Annotated in this window: 25 protein-coding genes; 15 read left to right on the top strand and 10 right to left on the bottom strand. The window is 60.8% G+C overall.

From position 1 onward, the window contains the following. Positions 1-24 precede the first annotated feature (24 nt). Positions 25-885 (top strand): sulfurtransferase, encoded by an 861-nt coding sequence (locus FFT87_RS12590; protein ID WP_219949038.1) that lies wholly within the window; start codon positions 25-27, stop codon positions 883-885. Positions 886-961: 76 nt separating this feature from the next. Here FFT87_RS12590 and FFT87_RS12585 read toward each other — a convergent pair whose 3' ends face one another. Next, positions 962-2,473, bottom strand: coding sequence for an APC family permease (locus FFT87_RS12585; RefSeq protein ID WP_255559934.1), 1,512 nt, complete (start codon positions 2,471-2,473; stop codon positions 962-964). A 127-nt stretch (positions 2,474-2,600) separates the two neighbouring features. Between FFT87_RS12585 and FFT87_RS12580 the strand changes: the two genes are divergently transcribed. Both FFT87_RS12580 and FFT87_RS12575 read left to right on the top strand, forming a co-directional pair. Next, on the top strand, positions 2,601-3,410 hold the full coding sequence (locus tag FFT87_RS12580) for an acetoacetate decarboxylase family protein (RefSeq protein WP_219949037.1): 810 nt from the start codon (positions 2,601-2,603) through the stop codon (positions 3,408-3,410). A 130-nt stretch (positions 3,411-3,540) separates the two neighbouring features. Next, positions 3,541-4,050 carry an AAA family ATPase gene (locus FFT87_RS12575; RefSeq protein WP_219949036.1) on the top strand — a complete coding sequence of 170 codons (510 nt, stop codon included), beginning with the start codon at positions 3,541-3,543 and terminating at the stop codon, positions 4,048-4,050. A gap of 3 nt (positions 4,051-4,053) precedes the next feature. On the opposite strand, the gene FFT87_RS12570 is transcribed toward FFT87_RS12575, so the two are convergent. Both FFT87_RS12570 and FFT87_RS12565 read right to left on the bottom strand, forming a co-directional pair. Further along, positions 4,054-4,638: a dienelactone hydrolase family protein gene (locus FFT87_RS12570; protein ID WP_219949035.1), complete on the bottom strand. Its 585-nt coding sequence runs from the start codon at positions 4,636-4,638 to the stop codon at positions 4,054-4,056. A 73-nt stretch (positions 4,639-4,711) separates the two neighbouring features. Then, complete coding sequence (locus FFT87_RS12565; RefSeq protein ID WP_219949034.1) at positions 4,712-6,058, bottom strand: glutamine synthetase family protein; 1,347 nt, start codon at positions 6,056-6,058, stop codon at positions 4,712-4,714. 110 nt (positions 6,059-6,168) lie between these two features. Between FFT87_RS12565 and FFT87_RS12560 the strand changes: the two genes are divergently transcribed. Continuing rightward, the gene (locus FFT87_RS12560) at positions 6,169-6,876 is read left to right on the top strand and encodes a type 1 glutamine amidotransferase (RefSeq protein WP_219949033.1); all 708 of its coding nucleotides are present in this window, start codon (positions 6,169-6,171) and stop codon (positions 6,874-6,876) included. Between the two features lie 37 nt (positions 6,877-6,913). Here FFT87_RS12560 and FFT87_RS12555 read toward each other — a convergent pair whose 3' ends face one another. The 3 genes from FFT87_RS12555 to FFT87_RS12545 form a co-directional block, all read right to left on the bottom strand. Then, entirely contained in the window at positions 6,914-7,249 is a 336-nt protein-coding gene (locus FFT87_RS12555) for a cupin domain-containing protein (protein WP_219949032.1), read from the bottom strand. A 65-nt stretch (positions 7,250-7,314) separates the two neighbouring features. Next, positions 7,315-8,685 (bottom strand): aminotransferase class V-fold PLP-dependent enzyme, encoded by a 1,371-nt coding sequence (locus FFT87_RS12550; protein ID WP_255559933.1) that lies wholly within the window; start codon positions 8,683-8,685, stop codon positions 7,315-7,317. Positions 8,686-8,689: 4 nt separating this feature from the next. Continuing rightward, positions 8,690-9,934: a cytochrome P450 gene (locus FFT87_RS12545; RefSeq protein WP_219949031.1), complete on the bottom strand. Its 1,245-nt coding sequence runs from the start codon at positions 9,932-9,934 to the stop codon at positions 8,690-8,692. A 148-nt stretch (positions 9,935-10,082) separates the two neighbouring features. Between FFT87_RS12545 and FFT87_RS12540 the strand changes: the two genes are divergently transcribed. The 7 genes from FFT87_RS12540 (at position 10,083) to FFT87_RS12510 (ending at position 16,193) form a co-directional block, all read left to right on the top strand. Further along, on the top strand, positions 10,083-10,583 hold the full coding sequence (locus FFT87_RS12540) for a MarR family winged helix-turn-helix transcriptional regulator (protein ID WP_219949030.1): 501 nt from the start codon (positions 10,083-10,085) through the stop codon (positions 10,581-10,583). A gap of 122 nt (positions 10,584-10,705) precedes the next feature. Further along, positions 10,706-12,169: an aldehyde dehydrogenase gene (locus FFT87_RS12535; RefSeq protein WP_219949029.1), complete on the top strand. Its 1,464-nt coding sequence runs from the start codon at positions 10,706-10,708 to the stop codon at positions 12,167-12,169. A 2-nt stretch (positions 12,170-12,171) separates the two neighbouring features. Then, positions 12,172-13,083: a catechol 1,2-dioxygenase gene (locus FFT87_RS12530; RefSeq protein WP_219949028.1), complete on the top strand. Its 912-nt coding sequence runs from the start codon at positions 12,172-12,174 to the stop codon at positions 13,081-13,083. Then, positions 13,076-13,954, top strand: coding sequence for a fumarylacetoacetate hydrolase family protein (locus FFT87_RS12525; protein WP_219949027.1), 879 nt, complete (start codon positions 13,076-13,078; stop codon positions 13,952-13,954). Before FFT87_RS12530 ends, FFT87_RS12525 begins: the two co-directional genes overlap by 8 nt. Then, entirely contained in the window at positions 13,951-14,142 is a 192-nt protein-coding gene (locus FFT87_RS12520) for a ferredoxin (protein WP_009774276.1), read from the top strand. Before FFT87_RS12525 ends, FFT87_RS12520 begins: the two co-directional genes overlap by 4 nt. Continuing rightward, a complete protein-coding gene (locus tag FFT87_RS12515; RefSeq protein WP_219949026.1) occupies positions 14,142-15,368 on the top strand; it encodes an NAD(P)/FAD-dependent oxidoreductase in 1,227 nt (408 codons plus the stop codon). Before FFT87_RS12520 ends, FFT87_RS12515 begins: the two co-directional genes overlap by 1 nt. Positions 15,369-15,377: 9 nt before the next feature. Further along, a complete protein-coding gene (locus FFT87_RS12510) occupies positions 15,378-16,193 on the top strand; it encodes a carbon-nitrogen hydrolase family protein (protein WP_219949025.1) in 816 nt (271 codons plus the stop codon). A gap of 68 nt (positions 16,194-16,261) precedes the next feature. Here the strand turns inward: FFT87_RS12510 and FFT87_RS12505 are convergent, their stop codons facing one another. The 3 genes from FFT87_RS12505 to FFT87_RS12495 form a co-directional block, all read right to left on the bottom strand. Then, positions 16,262-17,464 carry an aminotransferase class I/II-fold pyridoxal phosphate-dependent enzyme gene (locus tag FFT87_RS12505; RefSeq protein ID WP_219949024.1) on the bottom strand — a complete coding sequence of 401 codons (1,203 nt, stop codon included), beginning with the start codon at positions 17,462-17,464 and terminating at the stop codon, positions 16,262-16,264. An 88-nt stretch (positions 17,465-17,552) separates the two neighbouring features. Further along, entirely contained in the window at positions 17,553-18,590 is a 1,038-nt protein-coding gene (locus FFT87_RS12500) for a LacI family DNA-binding transcriptional regulator (RefSeq protein WP_219949023.1), read from the bottom strand. A 53-nt stretch (positions 18,591-18,643) separates the two neighbouring features. Next, complete coding sequence (locus tag FFT87_RS12495) at positions 18,644-20,005, bottom strand: GH1 family beta-glucosidase (RefSeq protein ID WP_255560158.1); 1,362 nt, start codon at positions 20,003-20,005, stop codon at positions 18,644-18,646. Positions 20,006-20,355: 350 nt separating this feature from the next. Between FFT87_RS12495 and FFT87_RS12490 the strand changes: the two genes are divergently transcribed. The 4 genes from FFT87_RS12490 to FFT87_RS12475 all read left to right on the top strand — a co-directional run bounded on the left by FFT87_RS12490 (position 20,356) and on the right by FFT87_RS12475 (position 24,767). Then, complete coding sequence (locus FFT87_RS12490; protein ID WP_219949021.1) at positions 20,356-21,921, top strand: trypsin-like peptidase domain-containing protein; 1,566 nt, start codon at positions 20,356-20,358, stop codon at positions 21,919-21,921. A 131-nt stretch (positions 21,922-22,052) separates the two neighbouring features. Continuing rightward, positions 22,053-23,081 carry a glycosyltransferase family 2 protein gene (locus FFT87_RS12485; protein WP_219949020.1) on the top strand — a complete coding sequence of 343 codons (1,029 nt, stop codon included), beginning with the start codon at positions 22,053-22,055 and terminating at the stop codon, positions 23,079-23,081. A gap of 4 nt (positions 23,082-23,085) precedes the next feature. Beyond that, a complete protein-coding gene (locus FFT87_RS12480; RefSeq protein ID WP_219949019.1) occupies positions 23,086-23,904 on the top strand; it encodes a CDP-alcohol phosphatidyltransferase family protein in 819 nt (272 codons plus the stop codon). Further along, positions 23,901-24,767: a glycosyltransferase family 2 protein gene (locus FFT87_RS12475; RefSeq protein WP_219949018.1), complete on the top strand. Its 867-nt coding sequence runs from the start codon at positions 23,901-23,903 to the stop codon at positions 24,765-24,767. The genes FFT87_RS12480 and FFT87_RS12475 overlap by 4 nt, the downstream gene beginning before the upstream one ends. Positions 24,768-24,861: 94 nt before the next feature. Here the strand turns inward: FFT87_RS12475 and FFT87_RS12470 are convergent, their stop codons facing one another. Next, positions 24,862-26,778: a DEAD/DEAH box helicase gene (locus FFT87_RS12470; protein ID WP_219949017.1), complete on the bottom strand. Its 1,917-nt coding sequence runs from the start codon at positions 26,776-26,778 to the stop codon at positions 24,862-24,864. Between the last annotated feature and the right edge of the window lie 13 nt (positions 26,779-26,791).

Here is a 26,791-nt window from a genome sequence, read left to right as displayed (position 1 = left end):
CTTCCCCCATGATCGGAGCTTCGGATGCCTGACCCTCTCATTACCGCGAACGAACTTGCTGGCCTGCTCGCAGATGCTGCCGGCGGCGGAGCGCCTGTTCGCGTCCTCGATGTGCGGTGGAGCTTGGGCGGCACTGCGGGACTTCCTCTTTACGGGGCTGGCCACATTCCGGGGGCCGTCTACGTCGACCTCGATACTGAGCTCGCTCGCCATGGTGAACCGGCCGAGGGGCGTCATCCTCTTCCTGACGCCGACGACTTTCAAAAATCAGCCCGCAGTTGGGGTCTCAACGATGACGAAACAGTTGTCGTCTATGACGATTGGAACAGCCTCGCCGCCGGGCGGGCTTGGTGGCTGCTGCGTTACATGGGTGCAACAGACGTTCGGGTGCTCGACGGTGCGCTTTCCGCGTGGACGTCGGCCGATCATCCACTGGCCACCGGATCAGACGATATGACAAGCCTTGCTCCCGGGAGCATCACGCTGAGTGCCGGACACGAACCTGTCCTCAGTGCGGATGATGCTGCCACCCTCGCTGAGACCGGTGTGCTGCTGGATGCGCGGGCTGGCGAGCGTTACCGCGGCGAGGTGGAGCCAATTGATCCTCGTGCCGGCCACATTCCGGGAGCGATCAGTGCGCCGACTTCGGGCAATCTCAACGAGGCTGGGCAGTTCCTTGATGCTGAGACACTGCGCGAGCGCTACGAAGCACTCGGTGTGAGCGTCGATCACGCGGTCGGCGTTTATTGTGGCTCCGGCGTAACCGCCGCCCACGATGCGCTCGCGCTCACGGTCGCAGGCTTCCGCCCGGCGCTGTTCCCCGGATCGTGGTCGGCGTGGGCGAACCAGCCAGAGCGGCCAGTTGCGACGGGCTCCACCCCATAGCGCGAAGCAACTCACTTCATCCTTTAAGTACGAATGGCCCCAGCACTAGTGTGCCGGGGCCATTCGTCTTGGTGGCTTAGGAAATCACGTCCTGCAGTAGTTCTTCGTTGAGGTTCTTGCGAACAAGCGACACAACGAATCCGATGATGAGAACGATGAATGGTGACAGCACGAGGAACCAGCCGAAGGCGTTGAGTCCGAATGCGGTGACCGTGGGGTCGACTCCGGCAGCGAGTGTGAGGTCGCCAGCGAGCAGGCCGAAGCGTGACATCAGCAGGTACTCAGCGAGCACGAGACCGATGAAGGCCAGAATCGGCGCGATCAGGGTGACAAAGATGTTCTCGGTGCCCTTGTTCTGCAAGAAGAAGCGGATGATCGCGATGCAGACGAGTGCTTCAATCAGCACGATCGCCACCACGGCGAGGCCACTGAACCAGAAGAACATGTTGCCGATGGGGTCAAGCTGGAACACGGCGAACAGGAACATCACGACACCGCTGATGATCGACACGATGAGGGATGCGCGGCCAGGTGCTCCGCGACCGTTCACGGTTCCAGCGGAGCTGGCAATTACGCCACCACGGCCGAGGGCGAACAGGTAGCGGCTCGCAGCGTTCTGGAAGGCGAGCAACCCAGCGAACAGGCTCGAGAGCACGAGAATGCTCATGAGTGTTGCGAGCCAGGGGCCAACGTATTCGCTGGCGAGCGTAAACAGTACTGCGGCGGGGTCTTCGAGGCCGGCTGAACGTTCGAGCGTCTGCTCGATGACATTCGAGGCACCCATTCCCGTGACGAGTGCGAACGCGGTGAAGGCGAAGAGCACCGTGATGAGGCCGACGGCGAGGTACGTTGCGCGAGGTACTGCGCGCTTCGGATCCTTGCTTTCTTCGCCGTAGATTGCGGTCGCTTCGAATCCGATGAATGACGCGAAGGCAAAGGCGAAAGCGATTCCGGCGGAACCGGCAAGGCCTCCAGCGAGAATCAGATCAGGCGAGAACGAGGCTGCCCAGTTGAGACCCTCAGGGCCACCGTCGATGAGGATGGCGACGGCGGCGATGACGAGCACGGTGAGTTCGGCGAGCATCAAGACACCGAGCAGCTTGGCTCCGACATCGACTCGGGCCAGCGATAGCGCTGTGACAACGATCCACGCGAGGAATGTCCAGCCCCACCAGGGGAGTAGGCCTACTTGGCCGGCCATGACGCCGCCGAAGAAGCCGTAGATTGCGAGCTGAATGGTGAGGTAGGCAAGCACCGAAACGAAGGATGCAGCGATTCCGGCATTGCGACCGAGTCCGCGACCGATGTACGCGAAGAACGCCCCAGTGTTGGTGACGCGCTGGCTCATTGCGGCGTAGCCGACGCTGAACAGCAACAGAATAATGCCGGCAAAGAGGTAGGCCCCGGGAGCTGCGGCACCGTTGCCCAGAACGATGGCGACGGGCACTGCGCCGGTCATTCCGACCAGTGGCGCGGCTGCTGCCACGACGAAGAAGACGATTCCGATTACGCCGAGTCGCCCTTTGCGCAGGGTCCGATCGGGGCTTTCCTGGGATTTTTGGTCAAGCGCCATGGTGAAACTCCTCATTGAGTTCAATATCAGTTCATCCGTATCCGAACGAGTTGGGTTAAACAATGGCGAAGACAGGGTGACTTAGTCAAGCGATTTCAGAAATTCATTCGGATACGAACCGTTTTGGGCTACACTCTGGCGCATGACCGAACTCAAAGGATTTCTGCCTCCACTCACTCCACAAGGGTCAAGTTCGCTCGTGCCGAAGATGCCCTGGTACTACTCGGGAACGCTACTCACCGTCGAGTATCTGACCGATCCATCCAACGTACGTGCGATCCTCCCCGACGATATTGACCTCGCTCCCGAGCAACCAGGCGCCGTTGCCATAGTCTGGGCCGATTGGCAGTCGTGCAGCACCGGTGGCCTCGAACTGCTCGACCCGGTGCGCGCTCAGTACCTCGAGGCGTTCATGGTGGTGCGTTGTTCTTTCAAGGGAACCGTGTACAGCCGCTGTGTCGCCATCTGGGTCAACAAAGACTTCGCAATCGGCCGTGGTTGGTTCCAGGGCTACCCCAAGAAGCTCGGCAACATTGCTGTTACTCGTGTGTTCAACGCGGGCAAGGCAACTCCCAAGCTCGAGAACGGCGGCCAGTTCGGCGCTTCCATCGCTGCCTACGACCACCGTCTTGCTTCGGCGGTCGTCACGTTGCGTGAGCTTGCCGAGAGTAACGGGTTCGTCAACGGCCACAAAATGTTGCACAGCCGTTTCATGCCATCCATCAGCAAAGATGCCGGAATGTCACTCGACCAGCTCATCACCATGGGCGGCACTGATGTTGAGATTGGCGAGACCTGGAAGGGCGACGCCGAGCTGCACTTAGGCGACTCACAGTGGGATGAACTGCACTCGATTCTGCCCGTGCAGGAGATTCTCGGCGGCTACTACCGCGAAATCGGTGTCACCTTCAACGGTGGCGAGCTCGTGGAAGACCGCTCGAACGCGATCTAAACAGTTCTCGCTCACGAAGAAGCCCCGGCGAAGCTCTCGTCGGGGCTTTTCTGTACCCCGATGGCTTTCGCGACCCTACCGCTGAGCGGATCTTCCAGCGTGGTCTCTCGTTGTCTGGGAGACTGTGCGCATGACCGCAGAACGTATGACGGCCGGGTTCGCGAGGGTCGTGCTGGTGACGGGAATGTCTGGCGTCGGCAAGTCGACCGTGTTGGCTGCGCTCAATCAGCGCGGGATCAACGCTGTCGATACCGACGAGGGAAACTGGATTGACGATGTCGACGGTGAGCCCCTGTGGAGCATCCCCCTGGTGACAGCGATGCTCGACCGGCAACGTGATCGACCATTGGTGGTGCAGGGCACAGTGGCAAATCAGGGCCAGCTCTATCACCGCTTTGATGCTGTTGTTCTCCTCACAGCACCGCGGGCCGTAATCCTCGAGAGGCTTCGAAACCGCATCTCAAGTGACTATGGGAAGTCACCTGCCGAGCGGTTAAAGGTCGAGCAAGAAATTCGCGACGTCGAACCCGTACTGCGAGCTGGAGCAACTCACGTGATTGACACGTCGGCTCCATTGGCGGATGTCGTCGCGGCTGTTGAGCGTATCGCTCGCGGGCTAGACGTCGTTCCAGCGGAGTGAACGCTACGCCGGAGGCGACGCGCAAAATGGGAGAACACGCGACCAGAGCAGTTCGGTGGATTCGGCGTCAAACTCAGCGGGCAGCGAGCTATCGGTAAACAAGTGGCCGGCACCCGGGTAGTCGAACACGTCGACTGACGCTCCCGCCGCGCGCACCAATTGCGTGACCGCATCAATCTCTGCTTGGCTGCGGAACGGGTCATCGAGCGCGTAGTGAATCTGAGCGGGAACACCGGCGGGCCAGGCGGCGACGCCAAGCATCGACAGGTCTAACGCACCCGAAAACATGAGAACTCCAGCGACGTTCCGTTGGGTTGCCACATATTCGGCCATTCCTCCGCCGTTGGAGAACCCTGCCGTAATGAAGCCATCGGGCAAGTGCCCGACGGCCTGCGCGGCGATAGCCATCAGCGCCGGGTAGCCAATGTCTTCGGCGAACGCGCTCGCTTCGTCGTAGGAGTCGAAGGTGCGGCCATCGTACTGATCGACAGCAGTGACCTCGTGCCCCTCGGCACGCAGTCGTTCTGCAGCATCGTGAAAGCCGGGGCGCGCGCCAAGAACTGAATGAAATAACGCGATGTTGGTCATAAAACTAGTGTGCCCCCGGCCACTGACACTCTGTCAAGAGTCAGCGCCAGAGGCATCCACAGGCTTGCGCGGTTTAGTAGTCAGCGAAGTATTCGTCGATCTCCCACTGGCTAATATCGCGCGTCGTCTTGTCTGAGACGGAGTCTTCGTAGCGCGCCACTTCATCCCGCTTCAGCACAGTGAAGACATCGATGACCGTGCTGCCCATCGTTTCGCGCATCACTGTGTCGGCGTCTAAGGCGTCGAGAGCGGCAGTGAGGGTCATGGGCAGGATTGCGGCTGACTCGTCTGCGTAGGCCCAGCCCTCGACGGCTGCGGGCGCGGTGAGCTTGCGCTTGATGCCGTCGAGCCCCGCAGCCAGAGTGGATGCGATCAACAGGTAAGGGTTTGCTGCCGGGTCGCCGAGGCGAACTTCCAATCGCGTGCCAGCGCCGCGCTCCGGCGGTACCCGCAGCATCGCGCTGCGGTTGTCATGGCCCCAGTTGGCGCGGTACGGAGCGAGAGTGTCTGGGCCGAGGCGCTTGTAGGCGTTCACAGTGGGGTTGGAGAGCGCCGCGAGGGCACCAGCGTGGGCGAGGATCCCGCCGATCATGTGGCTGGCCGTCTCTGAGAGCCCAGCACCGCCATCCGACATGATGTTATTGCCGTCTTCGTCGACGACGGAGAAGTGCAGGTGGAACCCGCTGCCGCCTTCGTCGTCCCAGGGCTTGCCCACGAATAGGGCGTGCTTGCCGGTGCGGGCGACGATGTCGCGCACGGCGGTCTTGAAGAGGAAGGTGCGGTCGGCGGCATTGAGCGCTTCGCTGTGCCAGAGGTTGATTTCGTACTGCGATGGGCTGAATTCGTGATTGCCGGCGAAGACACCGATGTCCATGCCGTCGAGCATGCGCATGAGGTTGAGGAATTGCCCGCCGGGGTCGACGTGTTCGCCGGTGGTGTAGACGCGACCGGTGCGGCTGAGGCTTCGGCTCCAGCCAGTTTCTTCGTCGTAGTTGGCAATGTAGAACTCGAGTTCAGGTCCGACTGTTGGCGTGAGGCCGAGGGCAGCGTATTCGGCGATGACGTTCTGAAGTACCGAGCGGGGCGCAACGTCACTGACGCTGTGGTCGGGGTTGAATGCATCGCCGATGATGAGGGCGACACCGGGCTCCCACGGCATCATCGTGAGTGTTTCGGGGTCGATTTGCGTGAGGAGGTCGGGAAGGCCGGATGACATGATGTCGTTTCCGTCGAGCACATCACCACCGGTCGTGGTAACCCACACGCCTTGGCAGAACAGCGGGGACTTCGTGCGATGCAATTGGCTAACGAGGAGATCTTTTGAGCGGGTGATTCCCAGCACATCCGGGAAAATCAGGCGCAGAACATCGATCCCTTTTGCCTGCAAGTCTGCTTGAAGTGCTGCTATGTCGAGAGTCATTCTTCCTCCGAAAAATAAATCGTTCGGCACTGAACGATTAGTGCGATACTAAGGCACACAGCGGTGTGGCTGTCCACTCATCGCCAGAAATTTACCTGAAAGGTACACAGATGAGAGCTCTCCTGGTGCAACATGATCACGTCACCGCTAGCGGGCCAGTGGGGGATCGCCTGCGGGAACGTGGCTTTGAGATCGACGAAATCATGGTTGTCACCGAAGAGAACTTCGATAACCCGAATGTAGATTTTGAGTTTCCGGATGTGTCGCAGTATGACCTCGTGATTCCGATGGGGGCGCCGTGGGGCGCCTGGGATGACGCGTGCATCGGCCGCTGGTTACAGCCAGAGCTTGAGTGGGTGCGCGCCATCATCGAGGCGGACATCCCGGTACTCGGTATTTGTTTCGGAGGCCAGCTGATTGCTCGCGCTCTCGGCGGCACTGTCGCGCGCGGTCAGAAAGCCGAAATTGGGTGGACAGCGATTCACAGCGACGACACGTCGTTGGTGTCGAACGGCCCCTGGTTCCAGTTTCACTACGACCAGTGGACGATGCCAGACGGCGCCGTCGAGATCGCCCGCAATCCTGTCGCACCCCAAGCGTTCACGTATGGCCGCAGTCTTGCCGTGCAATTTCACCCCGAACTCAACACTGCGATCCTCCAGGGTTGGCTCGATCAGGGCGGCATTGATGAAGTGACCGCCGATGGTCAAAACGCCGAGGTCATGCTGGCGCAGACGCGTGCTGAAGAAGTGGTAGCGGGCCAGCGCACTGCGGCGCTCGTGGATGCTTTCCTCGACCGCGTCGCCAAGCTCGGCTAGCGGGTCGTCGCCTGCTGAACGCGAATGGAGAAGGGGCCTACAGCGCTTTCACGACGGTGAGCAGGATTGCAGAGTCTTCGAGCGCATCCAGGGCGTGAACCTCGGTGGGGATGGGGAGCAGATCGCCAGGCTTGCCCTCCCAGGACTCGTCCGCTGTGCGCAGCGTGACGTGGCCAAGGAGAACTTGCAATGTTGCCTCGCCGGGGCTGGAGTGCTCAGAGAGGCCTTCGCCGGCACGCAGGGCCATCAACGTTTGTCGAAGTTGAGCGTCGCGTCCGCCGCACACGGTCACGGCGCTGCGCCCGTTGTTGGAGGCAACAGCACTCGCTAACTCTGTGGCCGCCATCTCAGTCAAAGAAACTGTCGAATTCATCTCGTCACGCCCTTCGTGCACTGGTCGGCTTCGTCACCGTGGCCTAAAGCTACCCCAGGCGCAGGCTAGCGCAGCGTTTCGAGGGCTGCCATCACCTTGCGCGTCTCGGTGTCGGGGTTCACAAAAGCGAGCCGCAGCACGCTCTGGCCACGCCACGTTGTCGGCACACACAGGATGACTCCGTCGTGCGCTGCTTGCTTCGACCACTCCGAGTACTGCTGAGCTGTCCAACCACTGCGCACGAACAGAAGCACCGACAGTTCTGGCTCGCGAACGAGTTCGAGATAGTCGGTCGCCTCAATCGCACGGGCGACTTCGCGCGCCGTCGTTATCGAGCTTTCGATCGCATCCCGATACTTGTTGGTGCCGTGAGTGGCCAGGCTGAACCACAGGGGCAAGCCACGAACGCGCCGTGACAGATGCAAGGCGACTTCGCTCGGGTTCGATTCGCTGCGATCAATGGCATCCAGATAGCTGGCGTGCTGGGAGTGCACCGCTCGCGCCAAATTGGGCTCGCGGTAGACCAGAGCACAGCAATCGTACGGCGCAAAGAGCCACTTGTGCGGGTCGACGATAAAGCTGTCAGCCCGTTCAATACCGGTGAAGATGTGGCGGATGCTCGGGGCGGCGAGCCCCGCACCGCCATAGGCGCCATCAACGTGCATCCACACGCCGAATTCTTCGCAGACGTCGGCGATGTCAGCCAGATCGTCGACGAGGCCTTCATTCGTCGTGCCAGCGGATGCCACGACGGCAAATACGTTGGGTGACTTTTCGAGCACGGCTCGCAGAGCAGCCCCGGTCATGTGTCCGCGCTCGTCGATGGGCACATCGACGACGTCAACATCGAGCGCTTTTGCGGCCGAGTTGATCGACGAGTGAGCGTTAGTAGTGCAGGCAAGTTGCCAGCCGTCGACTGGGCGACCGCCGCGACGGGTCTTGGCGGTTTCTCGCGCCGTCATGAGGGCTGAGAGGTTGCCTGAGGTGCCGCCCGAGACGAAGGCGCCACCGGCAGTTTCTGGCCATTCGAGGAGGCCAACGATCCAATCGAGTGCTTGATTCTCGGCAAAAATTGCGCCGGCACCCGACTCCCAGAGGCCGCCGAAAATATTGGCAGCACTCGTGACGAGATCGAATGCGACCGCAGCTCGCGTTGGCGCGGCCGCGATGTAGGCAAGGTTCAGTGCGTCATCTTGCGCGCGGGTTGCCGGCTCCAGAATTTCATCGAAGATGCGCAAGGCTTCTGCGCCACCGATTCCTTCTGGTCGGATCGCTTCGCCGACCTCTGTCGCTAACTCGGCCGCGGGCCGAGCGGTCGACAGGGGATCGGTTTCGCGGACCATCCGTTTGGCGGTCCAGTCGAGGGCGAGCTGAACTACTTCAGTTTCATCGCCCCATACTGCGTGTGGTCTGCCTTGTGGCCGAACTTCACTCATGTGCCTACTTTGCTAATTCGACGCGTACCGGGAGTCTTTTGATTCCGTTGACAAAATTGCTGCGGAGACGGTCTGGTTCGCCCAGCTTCGTCATCCCCGTGATGCGGGGCAACAGGTTCTCGAACATAATACGGATCTCTAGGCGGGCCAGAGAGTTTCCGAGACACATGTGCGGGCCGCCACGGCCGAAAGCCATGTGTTCGTTGGGATTGCGCGTGACATCCATTGTGTAGGGATTCTCGAAAACTTCGGGGTCACGGTTGCCGGCAGCGAACCAGGTGACGACCTTCTGGCCTTCCTTGATGGCTTGACCGTTGATTTCGGTGTCCTTGGTCGCGGTGCGACGGAAGTGGTAAACCGGGCTGGCCATGCGCAAGAACTCTTCAACAGCCCACGGGATGAGCTCAGGCTTTTCTTGCAACAACTCGAGCTGGTCAGGGTTGTCCATGAGGTAGTTCATGGAGTGAGTAATGGTGTGGCGTGTGGTCTCGTTACCAGCGACGACGAGCAGCAGGAAGTAGCTGTTGAAGTCGCGCTCGCTGAGCTCTACGCCGTCCATAGGAGTTTGGTTGACGAGCCGTGAGACGAGGTCGGTTCCGTCTTTGCCGCGACGTTGATTGGCGAGGTCGTTGCCGTACTCGAACACCTCGCGGGCAGCGGGGGAGCGGAACGGTAGCAGGCGAAACTCTTCACTCTCGGCGGAGCTGGCCAGTACGTCGGCGTGTTCCGGATCGTCGTTTCCGATCATCCGGTTGCCCCAGTCAATGAGCTTGTAGATGTCGGTGTCTGGCACGTCGAGCATCTTGGCGAGCACCCGGATGGGGAAGTCGGCCGCGACTTGATCGACGAACTCGAATTCTTTGTTAGCGAAGGCCGCGTCGAGGGTGCTGGCGGTAAGGCCGCGCAGGAAGGTCTCGTAGCCGGCAACAGCGCGCGGGGTGAACTCGCCCTGCATGAGGCGGCGGAGTGCGCGGTGACGAACACCATCAGTCTCGAGCATCGACTTGCGAGCCTCGATCTGATCAGCATCGAGTTCTTCAAGGTTTACTGTGCCGCGCTCGCTCGAGAACGTTTCGGTGTCTCGGAGCACGGAAACAATGTCGTGGTAGCGGGTGAGCGACCAAAAGCCGTGGTTGGGAGCTGGTTCTTCAGACCAGTGCACCGGCGCATCAGTTCGAAGTTTGTCGAACACGTGCCAGGGTGTGCCATTCTCGAACAGATCTAGGTCTGCCAGGGTGACGTTCGCCATTGAAGTCAACTCAATCCTCCGTGGGTTGTTTGGATACAAACAATATGCCACACCAGTACGTATCTGCGAACGATGCGTGCAAAAGAATTTATGAATGCCAGGGGTTAGATAGAGTAACCGCAGCTAAACGCGAGCGAGGGGACCCTCCGTGGCCGGACCACACACACTGACTGAAACTGAACGCCAAGTGCAAGAGAAGGTCGGCGGCCTGCCGCTCGACTACTCCGCTATGGCTGTTGCATCGAATCTCTTTCGGGCAGCGAATGCCGTGCGTAACCACTTCGAGCGCACGGTGCTTTCTGAGCACAACCTCTCGTGGACTGCGTTCGTCGTGCTGTGGGTCACCTGGATTTGGGAGCCGATAGAGACTCGCCAGATCGCGCTCGAGGGCGGTTTTTCCAAAGCGACCCTCACGGGTGTGCTCACGACGCTCGAGCGACGCGGCTGGTTGACGCGGCAGCGCAGCGAGACCGATGGTCGCCTCGTTGTCGTGAAGCTCACGGATCGTGGGCGTGAGTTGATGACCGCACTCTTCCCCGCGTTCAATCTTCAAGAGCAGGCCGTCACTGGCCCCGTTGATCCGACCAAGCGCGAGGAGCTCGCCGAGATGCTTCGGGTTATCACCGCGGGCGTCGAGCCGAAAAACTAGGGTTCGATCGCATTTTTTGGTGGTCGGATGCCCTGAACTCTTGTTTGGGCTCGAATCACTCGCTAAGGTAAGTCATTAGCATCCGAATGACTTAACGGCGAGCGATTCGAGACGGGACCACTATGACCAACGTTCAAGTAGCCGGAGTGACCGTCGACACACGGCACTTCATCAATGGAGAGCGTGTCGCCTCCGAAGAGACCTTTACCAACGTTTCGCCGATCGATGCCAGCGCACTCGGCGAAATTTCCCGCGGTGGCCAGCGCGAGGTAGACCTTGCCGTTGCCGCCGCGCGTGCAGCATTCCCCGGCTGGGCTGCCACTAGCCCCCAAGACCGTGCAGCAATCATGCACAAGATCGCCGACCTCGTCGAAGAACGCGTCAGCGACCTCGCCAACGTCGAAACCATGGATAACGGTGCGCTCCTCCGCAGCCACCTGCGCGGCGTAATGCCGCGAGTGGCCCACAATTTCCGGTTCTTCGCTGACTACCTCGTGAACGACCTCGGGCATCCCGACTTCGAAACTCGTGGCCACAACAACCACGTCTCGTGGGATCCCTCGGGAGTCGCCGCGCTCATCACGCCGTGGAACGCGCCCCTCATGCTCGCCACCTGGAAGATCGCTCCCGCGCTCGCCGCCGGCGACACCGTCGTGCTGAAGCCTGCCGAGTGGACGCCGCTTACGGCATCGCTCTTCGCGGATATCGCCGCCGAAGCCGGTCTCCCCGCCGGCGTCTTCAACGTTGTACAGGGCTACGGAAAAGAGGCGGGCGCGTCGCTCGTTGGCCACCCCGATCTCAGCCGTATCTCGTTCACCGGTTCGGTACCAACGGCGAAGTCGATCGCTCGTGCCGCGGCAGACAACCTCACACCCTGCAGCTTCGAGCTCGGCGGCAAGAGCCCGTGCATCGTCATGGAAGACGCCGACCTCGAACTGGCGGCAACCCTCGCGGTTGAGCAATACGACAATGCTGGCCAGGTTTGTCTCTCGGGCACGCGCATCCTCGTTCACGAAAACATTGCGGATGCCTTTGCCGAAGCATTCAAAACGAAGGTCGCGACCCTGCGCCAGGGCGACCCTCGCGACATCGAGACCGACATCGGGCCGCAGGTTCACCGCGTGCACTTCGAGCGGATCAAGGGCTTCGTCGATCGTGCAAAGGAGGGCGGAGCTGACATCCTCTTCGGTGGCGGGCCAAACGCCGAACTTGGTGGCCTCTACTTCGCGCCAACCCTGGTGAAGAACCCCGAAGTCGGCAGCGAGATCGTCACGCAAGAGGTCTTCGGGCCGGTACTGACCATGCAAACGTTCACGACAGACGAAGAAGTCGTCGCAATGGCCAACGGCACCGAATTCGGTCTCGCCGCCATCCTCGTTTCGGGCAACCGGGAGCACGCCGATTTGATCGCCAAGCAGCTTGTTGCGGGCACGATCTGGGTGAACTGCTTCTTCGTGCGCGACTTGCGTGCGCCCTTCGGCGGTTCCAAGAAGTCAGGTGTTGGCCGCGAGGGCGGCACCTGGTCGTTCGATTTCTACGCAGATGTTAAGAACACGGTGTTCGCACCCAACGGATGGAAGGAATAGTCATGGGAGAAGTTGTTGGCGCTGGGCTGATCGCCCACGTACCCACGATCATGTTGCCCAAAGAGATACGCATGGAACTCAATGAGGGCAAAGACTCAACGCTCGTCGAAGGCCTCGAACGGCTCCGCAAGGACTACTTCGAGAATGACGACTACGACACTGTTGTCGTGCTCGACAGCCACTGGGCGACCACGGTTGAGTTCGTCGTGACCGCGCACGAGCGTCGTCACGGCAAGTTCACCTCAGAGGAGTTGCCTCGCGGAATGAGCGGTGTGCCGTATGACTTCATCGGCGATCCCGAGCTCGCGAAGCTCATGGGGGAGCAGGCCGAAAAGAACGGCACGTGGATCACCCCGATCGACGATGAGCACCTGCCGATCATGTACGCCACGATCAACCTGTGGGACTACCTCGGCAAGGGGTTGCCAGACAAGAAATGGGTGAGCGTCTCCATCTGCCAGACCGCCACTGACGAAGACTTCCTCCGTGCGGGGCGCGCGATTGGTGAAGCGATCGCCAAGAGCGACCGCCGCGTCATCCTGCTCGCCTCCGGTGCTCTCTCGCACACGTTCTACAAGCTCCGCGATCTGCGTAAGCACGAGATGGCCGACCCGGCCCACATCTTCTCGGATGCTGCCCGTGCGGCAGATTACGAACGCCTCGACTGGTTCAAGGCTGGCGACCACGCGCAGGTGTTGGAAACCATGCCGGCGTTCAAGAAGGTGCGCCCCGAGGCCATGTTTGGTCACTGGCTTATGACGGCGGGTGCGATTGGCGAAGAGGCGTGCACCGCTCCCGGCGTGATGTACAGCGACTACGAAAACTCCATCGGCACCGGTCAGGTGCACGTGTGGTTCCCGAAGCCAGAAGGTGGCTTCCCAGCAGCAAAGGATGTGGTTCTTTCTCGTGACTGAACTCCGCAGAATACTTCTTGATGGATATCCAACTCAGGTAACGCGCCACGGTGACACGCTCGTCGCTGGCGACGGTCGCGAGGTGGGAGTCGACGAGGCGATCCATTTGCCTCCGACCGAGCCGAGCAAGATCATTGCCGTGCACTTGAACTACGCGAGCCGCACCGAAGAGTTCATGACGAAGCTACCCTCGGCTCCGACTTACTTTCAGAAGCCGGTCACGGCCCTCAACACCCACAAGGGTGATGTTGTGCGCCCCGAGGGCTGCAAGTGGTTGAACTTCGAGGGTGAAATTGTCATCGTCATCGGTCGCACCTGCCGCAACGTTTCGCCAGAGCAAGCCAGCGATTACATTGCTGGTTACTCGATCGGTAACGACTACGGTCTGCATGATTTTCGAGACACGGATGCCGGTTCTATGCTTCGCGTCAAGGGCAGCGACACCCTCGCTCCCGTCGGTCCCGGTCTCGTAACCGACTGGGATTTCCGCGGCAAGCAATTGCGCACCATCGTGAACGGTGAGGTCAAGCAAGACGACAACACCGACAACATGGAGTGGGACATGAACTACCTCGTGGCCGATATCGCCCGCACGATCACGTTGAGCCCCGGCGACATGCTGTTCTCGGGCACGCCCGCGTTCTCGCGCCCGGTGCAGCCTGGCGATGTTGTCGAGGTTGAAGTTGAAGGTCTCGGCAAGCTGACGAACCGCATTGTTACGGGGCCGACTCCGATTCGCACCGACGTGGGTGCACAGCCGACCCAGAGTGAAGAGGTAATGTCGACGGCAATGGGTGGCGATTGGGAGTTCCGAGGTATTCGAACTCCATCTAAAGATCTCTACCCGTCGAGAGTTGAGGAAAAACGATGATCAAAATCGAAGTCGACATGAACCAGTGCCAGCACTACGGCCAGTGCGTGTTTGAGGCACCCGACAACTTCAAGCTCAACGATGACGACAAACTTGAGTATGTGGCTGAAGCGCCTGACTCGGAGCGCGACAACATTGAAGCCGCTGTAGATGTGTGCCCAATGCAGGCTATTCGAATCGTCGAATAGTGTCTGAGGCTAACCCCGCCGCACCGGTCGTTATTGTCGGTGCGGCGATGGGTGGACTGCGCGCGGCGGAGTCTCTTCGTCGCTCGGGCTACACCGGTGCTATCCGGGTTGTTGGCGACGAACTTCACGCGCCATATAACCGTCCGCCTTTGTCTAAAGAGGTGTTGGCCACAGACGTCACTCACGAAGCTGTCGCGTTTCCGTCGCGCGCCGAGATGGGTGATGTTGAGTGGATGCTCGGGGTGCGGGCATCCGCGGTCGATCTCGATGCTCGAACCCTGACAACTGACGACGGCAACGTGCACGAGTGGCGTGCCCTGGTCATTGCAACGGGCTTGCGTGCTCGTCGCTTGGACTTCGCGCCGATCACTGGCCGTCATGTCGTTCGTTCGCTTGATGACGCGATGGCGTTGCGGGCGGAGCTCACCCCGGGCGCTCGTGTTGTTGTCGTCGGTTCGGGCTTCTTGGGCTGCGAACTGAGTGCGACTGCCCGCAAGCTGGGCTGTGCAGTCACGATTGTGACGCCGAGTGCTGAGCCCATGATGCGCCCCTTGGGTGACCTCGTCGCGAAGGAAATGCGCCGTCGTCTCACCGCGGAGGGCGTAGAGATTTTCTCTGGCGTGAACGTCGCGGCGATCAACGGTGAGGCTTCCGTTGAGTCTGTCGAACTCAGCGATGGCACCGTTGTGCCCGCCGATGTTCTGATCGAGTCTGTTGGCTCCGACTGCAACAGCGAATGGCTCGCCGACACCGATCTTGATCTGAGCGATGGTGTGCTCGCCGATAACGCGATGCGTGCGGTCTCGACGTCAGGTGTCGCTCGTGACGATGTCTATGTCGTTGGCGATATCGCGCGCTTCCCGAACCCCATGTTTGATGACGTTCCGCGACGTATCGAGCACTGGAACATCCCGACCGACACCGGTAAGCGTGCTGGTGCCGTACTCGCGGCGCACCTTGCCGACGATGGAACCTTCGCTGACGTAGTCGCGAAACCGTTCGCTCCGATGCCGTCGTTCTGGTCGAACCAGTTTGAGATCAAACTGCAAGCCTATGGACTGTTGGGGCTGGTGTCGGATGACGACATCCGCATCCTCGAGGGAGACCTCACCGAGCAGGCTGCCGTTGGTTACTACCGCGACGATCGTCTCGTTGGCGTACTCGGAATTGGCATGAAGGCCGCGCTGCTGCCGTATCGCAAGCAAATCGCGGATGGCGGGTCGTAGGCTGGAGTTATGACTTCCGCTTCGAGTATCGCTGTTGCCCAGTTTGCGTCCGGTGCCGATCGCGAGCAGAACATTGCCACGATCACGGAGCTTGCTGAGCGCGCGGCATCTCGCGGTGCCAGCTTTGTGGTCTTTCCGGAATACTCGTCGTACTTCACGCCGAAAATGGGCGACGACTGGCTGGCTGCGGCGGAGCCCCTCGACGGCCCATTCGTTCAGGCGCTAACGTCATTGGCGCAACGCCTACGCATTCATGTCGCTGCCGGCATGTTGGAGTCACGCGACGAAATCGGCCGCTTCTCAAACACCCTCGTAGCGATTGCGCCAACCGGCGCTGTGGTTGCGACGTATCGCAAGCAGCACCTCTACGATGCGTTCGGCCAACGCGAATCCGACTGGGTCATTCCCGGGTCGATTGGTGCGCCAGAGACCTTCGCGTGGGAGGGGTTTACCGTCGGATTGCAGACGTGCTACGACATCCGTTTTCCTGAGGTGTCTCGCCGCTTGGTGGATGCCGGAGCCAACCTGATTGTTGTACCGGCCGAGTGGGTGCGTGGTCCGCTGAAGGAATACCACTGGCGCACCCTGCTCACGGCACGCGCCATTGAGAACACGGTCTTTGTTGCGGCTGCCGATCACGCGCCGCCGATTGGCGTCGGCAACAGCATGGTCGTCGACCCGATGGGCGTCGAGCTGGTGACGATCGGTGAGCGCACCGATGTTGCTGTCGCTCACATCGAGCTCGCCCGTCTTGATGAGGTGCGCGCGATCAACCCGGCGCTCGAGTTGCGTCGCTACGAAGTGCGACCACGCGACGAGCGCTAGACGTCAACTGCTGCCTTGTCGTCTTTAGTGCGTCGGATGCGTCTGTCCTCCGGGCATCGCGCCCGCAGCTAGTGGCGCAGTTTCATGCCTGAGAGCTGGGCGGCGGCCCGATCGAGCACATCCGTCTTCTTGCAGAAGGCAAAGCGGATGAGCGTGTTGTAGTCGTCGTGATTCTGAGGGTGCACGAACGCGGTGATGGGGATTCCGACGACACCGGCGAGGTCGGGCAGGGTGCGGCAAAATTCTGCAGCATCCGTGACTCCGAGGGGTGCGGCATCCGCAATGATGAAGTAGCCAGCTTGGGGTGTGCTGACGTCGAACCCTGCGCTGCGAAGACCAGCGCCGAGAGTGTCGCGTTTGCGGGCGAGGCCGCTAGCCAGGCCGTCAAAGTAGCTGTCTGGCAGTCCGAGTCCGGCAGCGATCGCCGGCTGGAATGGCGCGCCGTTGACGTATGTAAGGTACTGCTTCACGGCCATGATGGCCTGAAGGATGGGCTGAGGCCCGGTAATCCAGCCAATTTTCCAGCCGGTGGTGTTGAACGTTTTGCCACCGCTCGAGATGCTGACGGTGCGGTCGAAGGCCCCGGGCAGGCTCGAAATGGGGATGTGTTCGTAGCCGAAGGTGATGTGTTCGTACACTTCGTCGGTGACGATGAGGGCGTCGTATTTATGGGCGAGTTCGACAATGAGCTCGAGTGTTTCGCGGTCTAACACAGCACCGGTGGGGTTGTGGGGGCTGTTGAGAATGATGAGGCGCGTGCGTCCGCTGAAGGCAGCCTTGATGTCTTCGTGGTTGGGCTGAAAGTCAGGAGCCCGCAGTGGCACGGTCACATGGGTGGCGCGCGCGTAGTTGATCATGGCGCCGTAAGCGTCGTAGAAGGGTTCGAGGGTGATGACCTCGTCGCCCTCGCTCGTGAGGGCAAGGATGGTTGCGGCAAGAGCTTCTGTGGCGCCAGCAGTAGCGAATACTTGCGTATCGGGGTCAATTTCGATGCCGTAGAAACGCTCTTGGTGTTCGGCGATCGCATTTCGTAGCACCGGAAGGCCGTTGCCGGGCGGGTACTGGTTGATGCCGTCGCTGATCGCTTTGCGGGCGGCATCCAAAACTTCGATGGGCCCGTCTTCGTCCGGGAAGCCTTGGCCCAGATTGATGGCACCGGTGCTCATCGCGAGCGCCGACATTTCGGCAAAAATTGTCTGACTTAGCTGCCCGTCGGCGCCGAGTAGCATGGCGCCATTGGCGGCGCGTTCCCAAGATCCAGTGACTGTCATTGTCCCGCAAGCCTAACCAGTTGCGGGCACGGTTTCTGCCTTTGTCTGGAGAAAGTCGAGCGTCCTGATCACGGCAGCCCCACCATGGTCAGCTTCTCGCGCGGGTCGATTCGCGTTCGATGAGCTCGATCGGAATCGTGGTGAACTTTTCGACGATCTCGCCCCGCACAATCCGCAGCAGCGTTTCCGCCATCACTGCACCCTTCAGGTCGGTATTTAGATCGACTGAAGTCAACGGTGGATGGGTGCTCGTCGAAAAGAAGTTGTTGTCGATAGTCGCCACAGCGATATCTTCGGGAACGGCAATGCCACGATCCTTCAGCACGCCCATTGCCCCCTGTGCCATCTGAGCCGTCGCTGCCACCAGCCCGTCGATCGGCCGACCAACATCCAGAAGACGCTCCATGGCCGCCGCGCCACCCGCAGGCGTGAGATCGCCCTCTTCGAACGGGCCCTCAGCCAGGCCGGCTGAAGCCAGCGTCGAGCGCCAGCCCTCCGCGCGATCACGCCCAGCGGACATCCCCAACGGTGCACCGATTATGGCGATCTGGGTGCAGCCGTGGCCAATGAGAAGCTGAGTGGCAAGAACTGCCGCCTCCACATTGTTGACGTCAACGACCGAGTAGGGTCCCTCGTCGGTGCTCAACGGTTGAACACCGAACACCACGGGCAAATTGCGAGAGAGCGCCACGTAATCCGCGTCACGGGTGTAATGCGACAAGATGAGGGCGCCATCCACATTGCCGCCCTCAAGGAACCGCCGTGTTTTCTGCGGATCGTCATCAGATTCAATCAACAGAGTAAGAGTGTATTCCGTCGACGCCATGTGCAGCGCTGCGCCTTGAATGACCGCAGCGAAATAGGGGTCTGCGAAGAATTTAGATGTCTGCTGCGGGATAACCATTGCGATGGACTGCGTGGTGCGGTTCGCCAGGTTCCTCGCTGTCCGGTTCGGCACATAGTTGAGCTCGGAGATGGCTCTGGTGACCGCAGCAATCGCCTCTTCTGTCACCTGAGGAGAACCGTTGAGCACCCGTGATGCTGTCGAACGCGACACCTTGGCAAGCTGGGCAACAGCGAGCAGCGTTGGTGGAACGACGGCAGGTGCATCCGTTTCCTGCGTCATCAGTGCCTTTCGTGGGCGGCAATGGCGCTAATCGTAGCCGCCCCATAACCTCGCTAGGGAAGCCGCCGCTCGCGGATCAGAGTCGTGAGCCAGAGCCCGCTGTCTTTGACAGTCCGAACTTGGGTGTCGTAGTCGACATGCACAATTCCGAATCGTTTGCTGTAGCCATAACCCCACTCGAAATTATCGAGCAGCGACCACACGAGGTAGCCGCGAAGGTCAACACCGCGAGCCATAGCGCGGTGGGCCGCAGCGAAATGCCGGCGAAGGTAGTCGACTCGTTCGTCATCGTGCACTGCGCCATCCTCGACAGCGTCTTCGAATGCTGCGCCATTCTCGGTGATCACCAAGGGGAGTTCCGGGAACTGTTCGCTCAGCGAGACGAGCAGTTCTTCGAGACCGTCTGGGGCGATGTTCCACCCCATTGACGTGTACGGGCCGGCCTGCGTCTGAAACTCGACGTTTTCGCTCCCCGGCCAGGGCGAGCCACCAACGTCCTTGTGTCCATCCGCATTCTCTCTCGGAGAAGCGCCATCCCACATCCGCACCGTCGTCGTGGAGTAATAGTTGACGCCTAAGAAATCAATCTCTTGATGGATGATCTCGAGGTCGCCGGGCAGCACGAATGCCCAGTCCGTGATTCCCGCGGTGTCCTCAAGTAGATCCGCCGGATACTCGCCACGTAACATCGGGCCGGTGAATGCCCGGTTCGCCAGGGCATCAATTCGGCGCTTGGCTTCAGCGGACGTCGCGTCATCGCCGCGAAGCACATGAAAGTTCAAGGTGACGGAATACTCGGCGTCGGTGCTGACCGTGCGGCGCAATTCCCGAAGTGCAAGACCGTGGGCCAGTTGCAAGTGATGCACCGATTTCAGCGCTGCGAGCGGCTCGGTGCGGCCAGGGGCGTGAGCTCCAGAACCGTAGCCAAGATAGGCGCTGCACCAGGGCTCATTGAGCGTGGTCCAGCAGTCCACGCGATCCCCGAGGTAGGCCCCGACGATTGCCGCATACTCGGCGAACCTATAAGCGGTTTCTCGCGAAGTCCAGCCGCCAGTATCTTCTAGTGCTTGCGGGAGGTCCCAGTGATACAGGGTGGCGATGGGGCGGATGCCGCGAGCAAGTAGCCCGTCGACAAGGCGACCGTAGAACTCGAGCCCGGCCTGATTCGGTTCGCCGGAACCGAGCGGTTGGATGCGCGGCCACGCGATTGAGAAACGATAGGCCTCGAGTCCGAGCGACGACATCAGGTCGAGGTCGCTCTCAAGCCGGTGGTAGTGGTCGTCGGCAATCGCCCCAGTGTCGCCATTCACGATATTGCCGGGGATCGCGCTGAAGGCGTCCCAGATGGAGGCCCCTCGGCCGCCTTCGTTGACCGCGCCTTCGATTTGATAGGACGCGGTGGCCGATCCGATCATAAAGTCCGAAGCGAATTCGAGACCCGAGTCGCGGTGGGTGCTGGTGCGCGTATTCACGGACATCCTTTGGTTGAGTGCACGAAAAAAGGTGCTTCGCCTCGGTCGTGGAAGCGCTCCCATGCGGTGTTGCTAAGACTAAAGATCACGGACTCTCGCGTCAAGAGAGTGCAAGGAAGGGATCCCACGCGGCCGGCTTCCCGTGTCCGTTCCGGGGCGGCCTCCTGCAGATCTATGGCGATGAGAGGACTCGCCACGGTCGACTTGCGGCGACCACGCAGCCCTCGTACAGCGCACCCAAATAGAATGCACAGGTTGGCGATGGAAGCTTGCATCGCCGAAAGGAGCACAACATGACTGAGGTCCCCGAAGAGTCGACCCCCGCAACAACGCCCGGCGAAAATACCACCCCAACAACTCCAAGCAATGAGGCCGCGCTCCCTACCGAGGCAGCGTCCTCTGTGGATGCGACTTCGAGCAGTGACGCAACGCCAGGAGGCGAAGCACCACCGACAGGCGAACAAGTTCCTGCCCCAAACACGATGGCAGCGGATGCAGAGCACCCTGCTGAAGCCACTCCGATCAGTGCGCCAACCGTGGCACTTGACGGGGCGGTAGTCGCCACGATTCCTCCGGCACACGATGGCGCCAGCTTCGGCCCCGCCGCCACGGCCGGCGCAGCTCCCGACTCTTCGAAGCCCGAAAAGAAGAAATCTGGCATGACGCTCGGACTCGTCGCCGGATTCGCGATCGTCGCGCTCCTTGGTGGGGCCTCCGGAGCCGGCGTAGCCCTCTGGGCGGTCGGCAATCAAGCCACCTCAGCAGTCAGCGGCACAGCAAGTCCCGCATCCATCACCGTGAACGACCCCGGTAACGCGACACTCGTCACCTCGGTCGTCGCCAAAGCGGCCCCCGCCATTGTCACCATTAACGTGAGTGGACAGAACGCGGGCGGCAGCGGATCCGGTGTCATTATTAGTGCCGACGGAAACGTCATCACCAATGCACACGTCGTCACCCTCGACGGTGAAGTTGCCGATCCCAAAGTCACCGTCACTACAAGCGACGGACGTCTCCTTTCGGCAACGGTTGTCGGCTTCGACCCGATTTCCGACATCGCCGTGATCCACATCGATGATGCGGAAGACCTCCCGTTCGTCAACATTGCAGACTCAAGCGCCCTCAACGTCGGTGACAGCACCGTCGCGATCGGCGCGCCCCTCGGGCTCTCTGGCACCGTGACCAGCGGAATCGTCAGTGCTCTCAATCGGAGCATCACCATCGCATCGTCAGCGCTTCCTGAAGATCCCGAAGCAAGCCCGGATGCTCCCGACGACTCAGAAAGTCCCGATCTCTGGAACTTCGACCTCTTCGGTGAAAATGGCCAAGGCAGCGGTCAGGGCTCAGCAGGCGAAGCCTCGGTTGCACTGTCAGTGATCCAAACGGATGCGGCGATCAACCCCGGAAACTCCGGTGGCGCATTGCTCAACTCCGATGGTGAACTGATCGGCATCAACGTCGCAATCGCCTCATCGGGCGGCAACGCCGGCAGCATTGGGGTCGGATTCGCGATTCCTTCCAACTTCGCCAGCCGAATCGCCAACGAGATTATTGAAAGCGGAACGGCGACCCACGGACTCTTAGGAGCATCCGTCGCCGACGTCACCGACGATCCTGCACAAAGCGATGCTGAAGTCGTCGGCGCGAGCATCGTTGATGTCTCCTCGGGTGGGGCCGCAGCGGATGCTGGACTCAAAGTAGGCGACATCGTCACCGGCTTCAATGGCCTGCCGATCACGAACAAGACTGATCTCACCGCCCAGGTGCGTGCCCACTCTGCTGGTGAAAAAACCACCATCACCTACGTGCGCGACGGTAAGGGATACACCGTCGACGTCACCCTTGGTTCACTCCAGTAATACGAACCAGCCACGTATGCGGCGTGCCCGGGCCAACAAGCCCGTGCACGCCGCATACGTGTGTAACCACCGCAGTAGGTATGTGACGCGATAAGCTCGACCGACAACCCGGTCCTGACGTATTGGAACCCATGGCAAAGAAGGCACAAGCCCTCACTGGTGTGTCGTACGTGATGCCCGTACTCAACGAAGTTGAACACATCGAGGCAGCCGTCGACAGCCTTACGGCGCAAGATTACGAAGGACCCTTCGAGATCGTTCTTGCGCTTGGCCCCAGCGTCGACGGAACGAACGATGTTATCGATGCGATGGCTCAGAACGATTCGCGCATCCGTCACATCCCCAACGAACTCGGTTCCACCCCCGGCGGGCTGAACGCGGCGATTCGCGCATCGTCCCACCCCATCGTGGTGCGAGTAGACGCTCACTCCGTGCTGCCAAGCAATTACACGCGTCTCGCCGTCGAAACGCTTGAGCGCACCGGGGCAGATAACGTCGGCGGCATCATGAAGGCCGTGGGTCGCACTCCTTTCGAACGGGCAGTTGCCCACGCTTATGGTTCGCCAGAGGGCCTCGGAGGCACCCAGCATCACACCGGGGGAAAAGAAGGCCCAGCAGACACTGCCTACCTCGGCGTTTTCCAGCGCGCCCGCCTCGTTGAGGTGGGTCTCTTCGCCGAGGACATCAAACGCGGCCAGGACTGGGAACTCAACCGACGCCTGCGCGCTACTGGCGGCACTGTCTGGTTCACCCCCGAGCTTCAGGTCGTCTACCGACCTCGCTCCAGTTTGCGCAAACTCATTCGCCAGTTCGTGGCTACCGGAATCTGGCGTGGAGAACTCGCGCGTCGATTCGGCACCGCAAATTCGCTCCGCTACTTCGTGCCGCCGCTTGCTGTCCTCGGCACCGTCGTGGGACTCATTGTGGGCATCTTCGGCAGCGCGACAAGCGCTAGCTGGTTATCCGTTGCCTACGTTGCACCGGCGATCTATCTGCTCTTCGTGATCGCGGCGTCGGCTGTTGCCGCCGCGAGAGAAGGGCTACGATCAGGTCTTTGGTATCTGATTGTGCTGCCGTGCATCCATTTCGGCTGGGGCTCAGGCTTCATTCTCGGGTTTCTCAAACTCACTAAGAACATCACTGCGCAAACGGGAAGGTAACCGCGTGTCTACCCACACACCAGCAGGGCCCTCAGCCCGACCGCACAGCATCGCGCAGCTACGCGAAGTGACGCAACCCCCAGAGGTGCGGATGCGCGCCAACGCCGAGCATTGGACAGCGTCGCTGTACCTTCGCGACATTTCGCCCTACTTGACCTGGATGCTGCTGAAGACCTCGATCAGCGCCAACGGCGTCACCGGGCTCATGATTCTCACGGGCTGGCTTACGGCCGCTGCCCTCCTTATCCCTGGCATGACCGGTGCTGCCCTCGCGCTCATCCTCGGCCAGATGCAGATGCTCGTCGACTGCAGCGATGGTGAAGTTGCTCGCTGGCGTAATACGCGCTCGCCGGCGGGGGTATTTCTTGACAAGGTTGGGCACTACAGCACCGAAGCCCTCATCCCCATCGCCCTTGGCCTTCGGGCGGCGGGGTGGCCTCTCGATTTTCCGGCGGATTTCGCGTGGACGACCGCGGGATTCGCACTGGCGCTCCTCATCGTGTTGAACAAAGCGCTCAATGACATGGTTCATGTAGCGCGTGCCAATGCGGGGCTTGAGAAGCTCAGTGATCGCAAAGGGGAAGCGGAACCCAGCCACAGCGTGGTTGCCAAGCTTCGCCGGTTCGCGCGCTTCGTGCCGTTCCATCGTCTTTATCATTCGGTTGAGCTCACCATGATCGCGTTCGCGACAGCAATTGTGGCGCTCTTCGTTCCCGCGCTCGCCGCTGAGCGCACGGTATTGCTCATTTTGCTTCCGCTCGCCGCGCTCGCATTGGTCGGGCATTTCGTCGCGATCATGGCCTCCAAGCGCGTTCGCTCATGACCCATCGCATCGGCGTGGTTTGCCTCAGTCAAGGAAAGCGCCCCGATGATCTCGCCAGCGGACTTGCTTCATTGCAGGCACAGCAGGGCGTCGAACTCGACATCATTGTCGTCGGAAACGGTTGGGATCCTGTCGGGCTGCCGGATGCCGTACGCGGCCTTCATCTGACCGCTAACCTCGGCATTCCGGCGGGGCGCAATCGCGGCGTCGAGCATGTGCATGGCGACTGGATATTCTTCCTAGATGACGACGCCAGCATCCCGTCGCCAACGTTCCTGAGCGACGCGGTAGCGAAAATGGTTGCAGACCCCACCATCGGACTCCTGCAGCCTCGCGTTGAAGATGCTGAAGGCAAAGAGAACCCGCGCCGGTGGATTCCGAGGATCCGCAAAGGTGACCCGCAGCATCCCAGCGACGTGTTTTCTGTGTGGGAAGGTGCCGTGCTCATGCCCCGGGACCTCTTCGACGAGATCGGCGGTTGGGGCGACCCTTACTTCTATGCCCATGAAGGCATTGAACTGGCGTGGAGAGTGTGGGCGGCCGGAAAGCGTGCCTGGTACGCCGGCGATCTAGTGGCCAACCACCCCGCGATCGATCCTGCCCGTCACAGTTACTACTACCGGCTCAATGCGCGAAACCGCGTCTGGTTGGCGAAGCGAAACCTTCCGGTGTTGCTCGTGCCGATCTATGTTGCGAGTTGGACGGCAATTCAAATTCTGCGGTCAGCCCGAAACCCCGTCGGCATGCGTGCCTGGTGGGGTGGCTGGTTCGCGGGCTGGCGAGAGAATCCCGGTGGCCGCCGAAGCATGAGCTTGGCGACTGTTGGTCGGATGACGCGTGCTGGTCGCCCTCCCGTGATCTAAGCCCGCAAGCGAGGCTTAACGGCCTCAGCGGCAGCCTCCACGCTTCCGTGACGAGACTGCCGCTGAGGGCTATGAACGTGTTTTCTGCGAACTGCTAGCTGCGCGGCTTGCGCGTGGGGCGATCTTCGTAACGGCTTCCACCATCACGGCTTCCGCTATCGCGTCCGGCACTCTCCCGAGGGGCTGAATCGCGGTTGTTGTAACCGCGTGATTCTTCGCGTTCGCGGTTAGCGCGGGCGCCACCTTCGAATGAACGATCCCGGCTAGGGTATTGGCCGCCTCCGCCGCCGTTCGCCTTGCGGTCGGGGCTGATTTCAATCAGCTTGCCGCTGATGCGGGTATCGCGAAGTCGATCCAAAACATCTTTCGACATGTCGGCAGGTAACTCGACGAGCGAGAAGTCTGGACGAATTTGGATGTGACCAAAGTCGTCACGGTTCAATCCACCCTCATTGGCGAGAGCACCCACGATCTGGCGGGGCTCAACGCGGTGGCGCTTGCCGACTTCAATGCGGTAGGCCGTCATCGGCTTAGTGGAACGCGGGCGACGCTCTGGACGGTCACCACGCTCACCGCCGCGGTCGCCACCACGCTCGGGGCGATCGGTGCGTACCTTGCGCTCGTCGCGCTCCGCAAAGCGCTGAGCGCGCTCTTCTTCAGCCGAGAGAAGCAGGGGAGTGTCGCCCTGAGCTACAACGGCAAGCGCGGCGGCAACATCAGTCTCGGGAATATCGTGGTGCTCGACGTAGTGAGCAATGATGTCGCGGAACGCCGAAATGCGTGGCTGCTGGTTAAGCGCTTCGGTGATGGCGTCGTCGAAGCGCGTGAGGCGCGTCGAGTTGACGTCTTCAACCGAGGGAAGCTGCATTTGCGTGAGCGGCTGGCGCGTGGCCTTCTCGATGGCGGTCAGCAGGCGACGCTCGCGAGGAGTGACGAAGCTGATTGCCGAACCGCTGCGACCGGCACGACCGGTGCGGCCGATGCGGTGCACGTACGACTCGGTATCGACGGGGATGTCGAAGTTCACCACGTGGCTGATGCGGTCAACGTCGAGTCCACGAGCAGCAACGTCTGTTGCCACGAGGATGTCGAGCTTGCCCGATTTGAGCTGGTTGACGGTGCGTTCGCGCTGGGCCTGGGCAACGTCACCGCTGATGGCGGCTGCGGAGTAACCGCGGGCACGCAACTTCTCGGCGAGGTTTTCGGTTTCGCTCTTTGTGCGAACGAAGATGATCATGCCTTCAAAGTTTTCGACTTCGAGGATGCGGGTGAGGGCATCCACCTTTTGCGGGTAGGAAACGATCAGGTAGCGCTGGCTGGTGTTGGCCGAGGTTGTGGTCTTGGCCTTGACCGTGATCTCTTCGGCATCGTTCAGGTACTTCTTGGAGATGCGGCGAATCTGTGCCGGCATCGTCGCGGAGAAGAGAGCGACCTGTTTGTCATCGGGGGTGTCAGCGAGGATCGTCTCAACGTCTTCGGCGAAGCCCATCTTGAGCATTTCGTCGGCCTCATCGAGAACGAGGTACTTGAGCTCGGAGAGGTCAAGCGTGCCCTTAGCGAGATGGTCCATGATGCGGCCGGGAGTGCCGACAACAACGTGAACGCCACGGCGCAATGCCGAAAGCTGAACGCCGTAGGCCTGTCCGCCATAAACGGGGAGCACGTGAACGCCACGCATGTGAGTGGCGTACTTCTCGAATGCCTCACACACCTGCAACGCGAGTTCGCGGGTGGGGGAGAGCACGAGTGCCTGTGGCTTGCTCTGGGATACATCGAGGCGCGAGAGAATTGGCAGCGCGAAGGCTGCCGTCTTTCCCGTGCCGGTCTGGGCGAGGCCGACGACGTCGCGCCCTGCTAGAAGAGTAGGAATAGTGGCTGCTTGAATAGCCGAAGGCGTCTCGTAGCCGATCTCGCGGACCGCTTTCAATACCGCATCGCTGAGAGCGAGGTCGGAGAAAGTGATCGCGGTCTCGGTGGTTTCAGACGGTGCGGTTGAATCAGAATCGGTCATTCTATCAATCGTA

The organism is Salinibacterium sp. M195, assembly GCF_019443965.1.
Taxonomy (GTDB): domain Bacteria; phylum Actinomycetota; class Actinomycetes; order Actinomycetales; family Microbacteriaceae; genus Rhodoglobus.
This window is presented reverse-complemented; position numbering and strand designations above follow the sequence as displayed.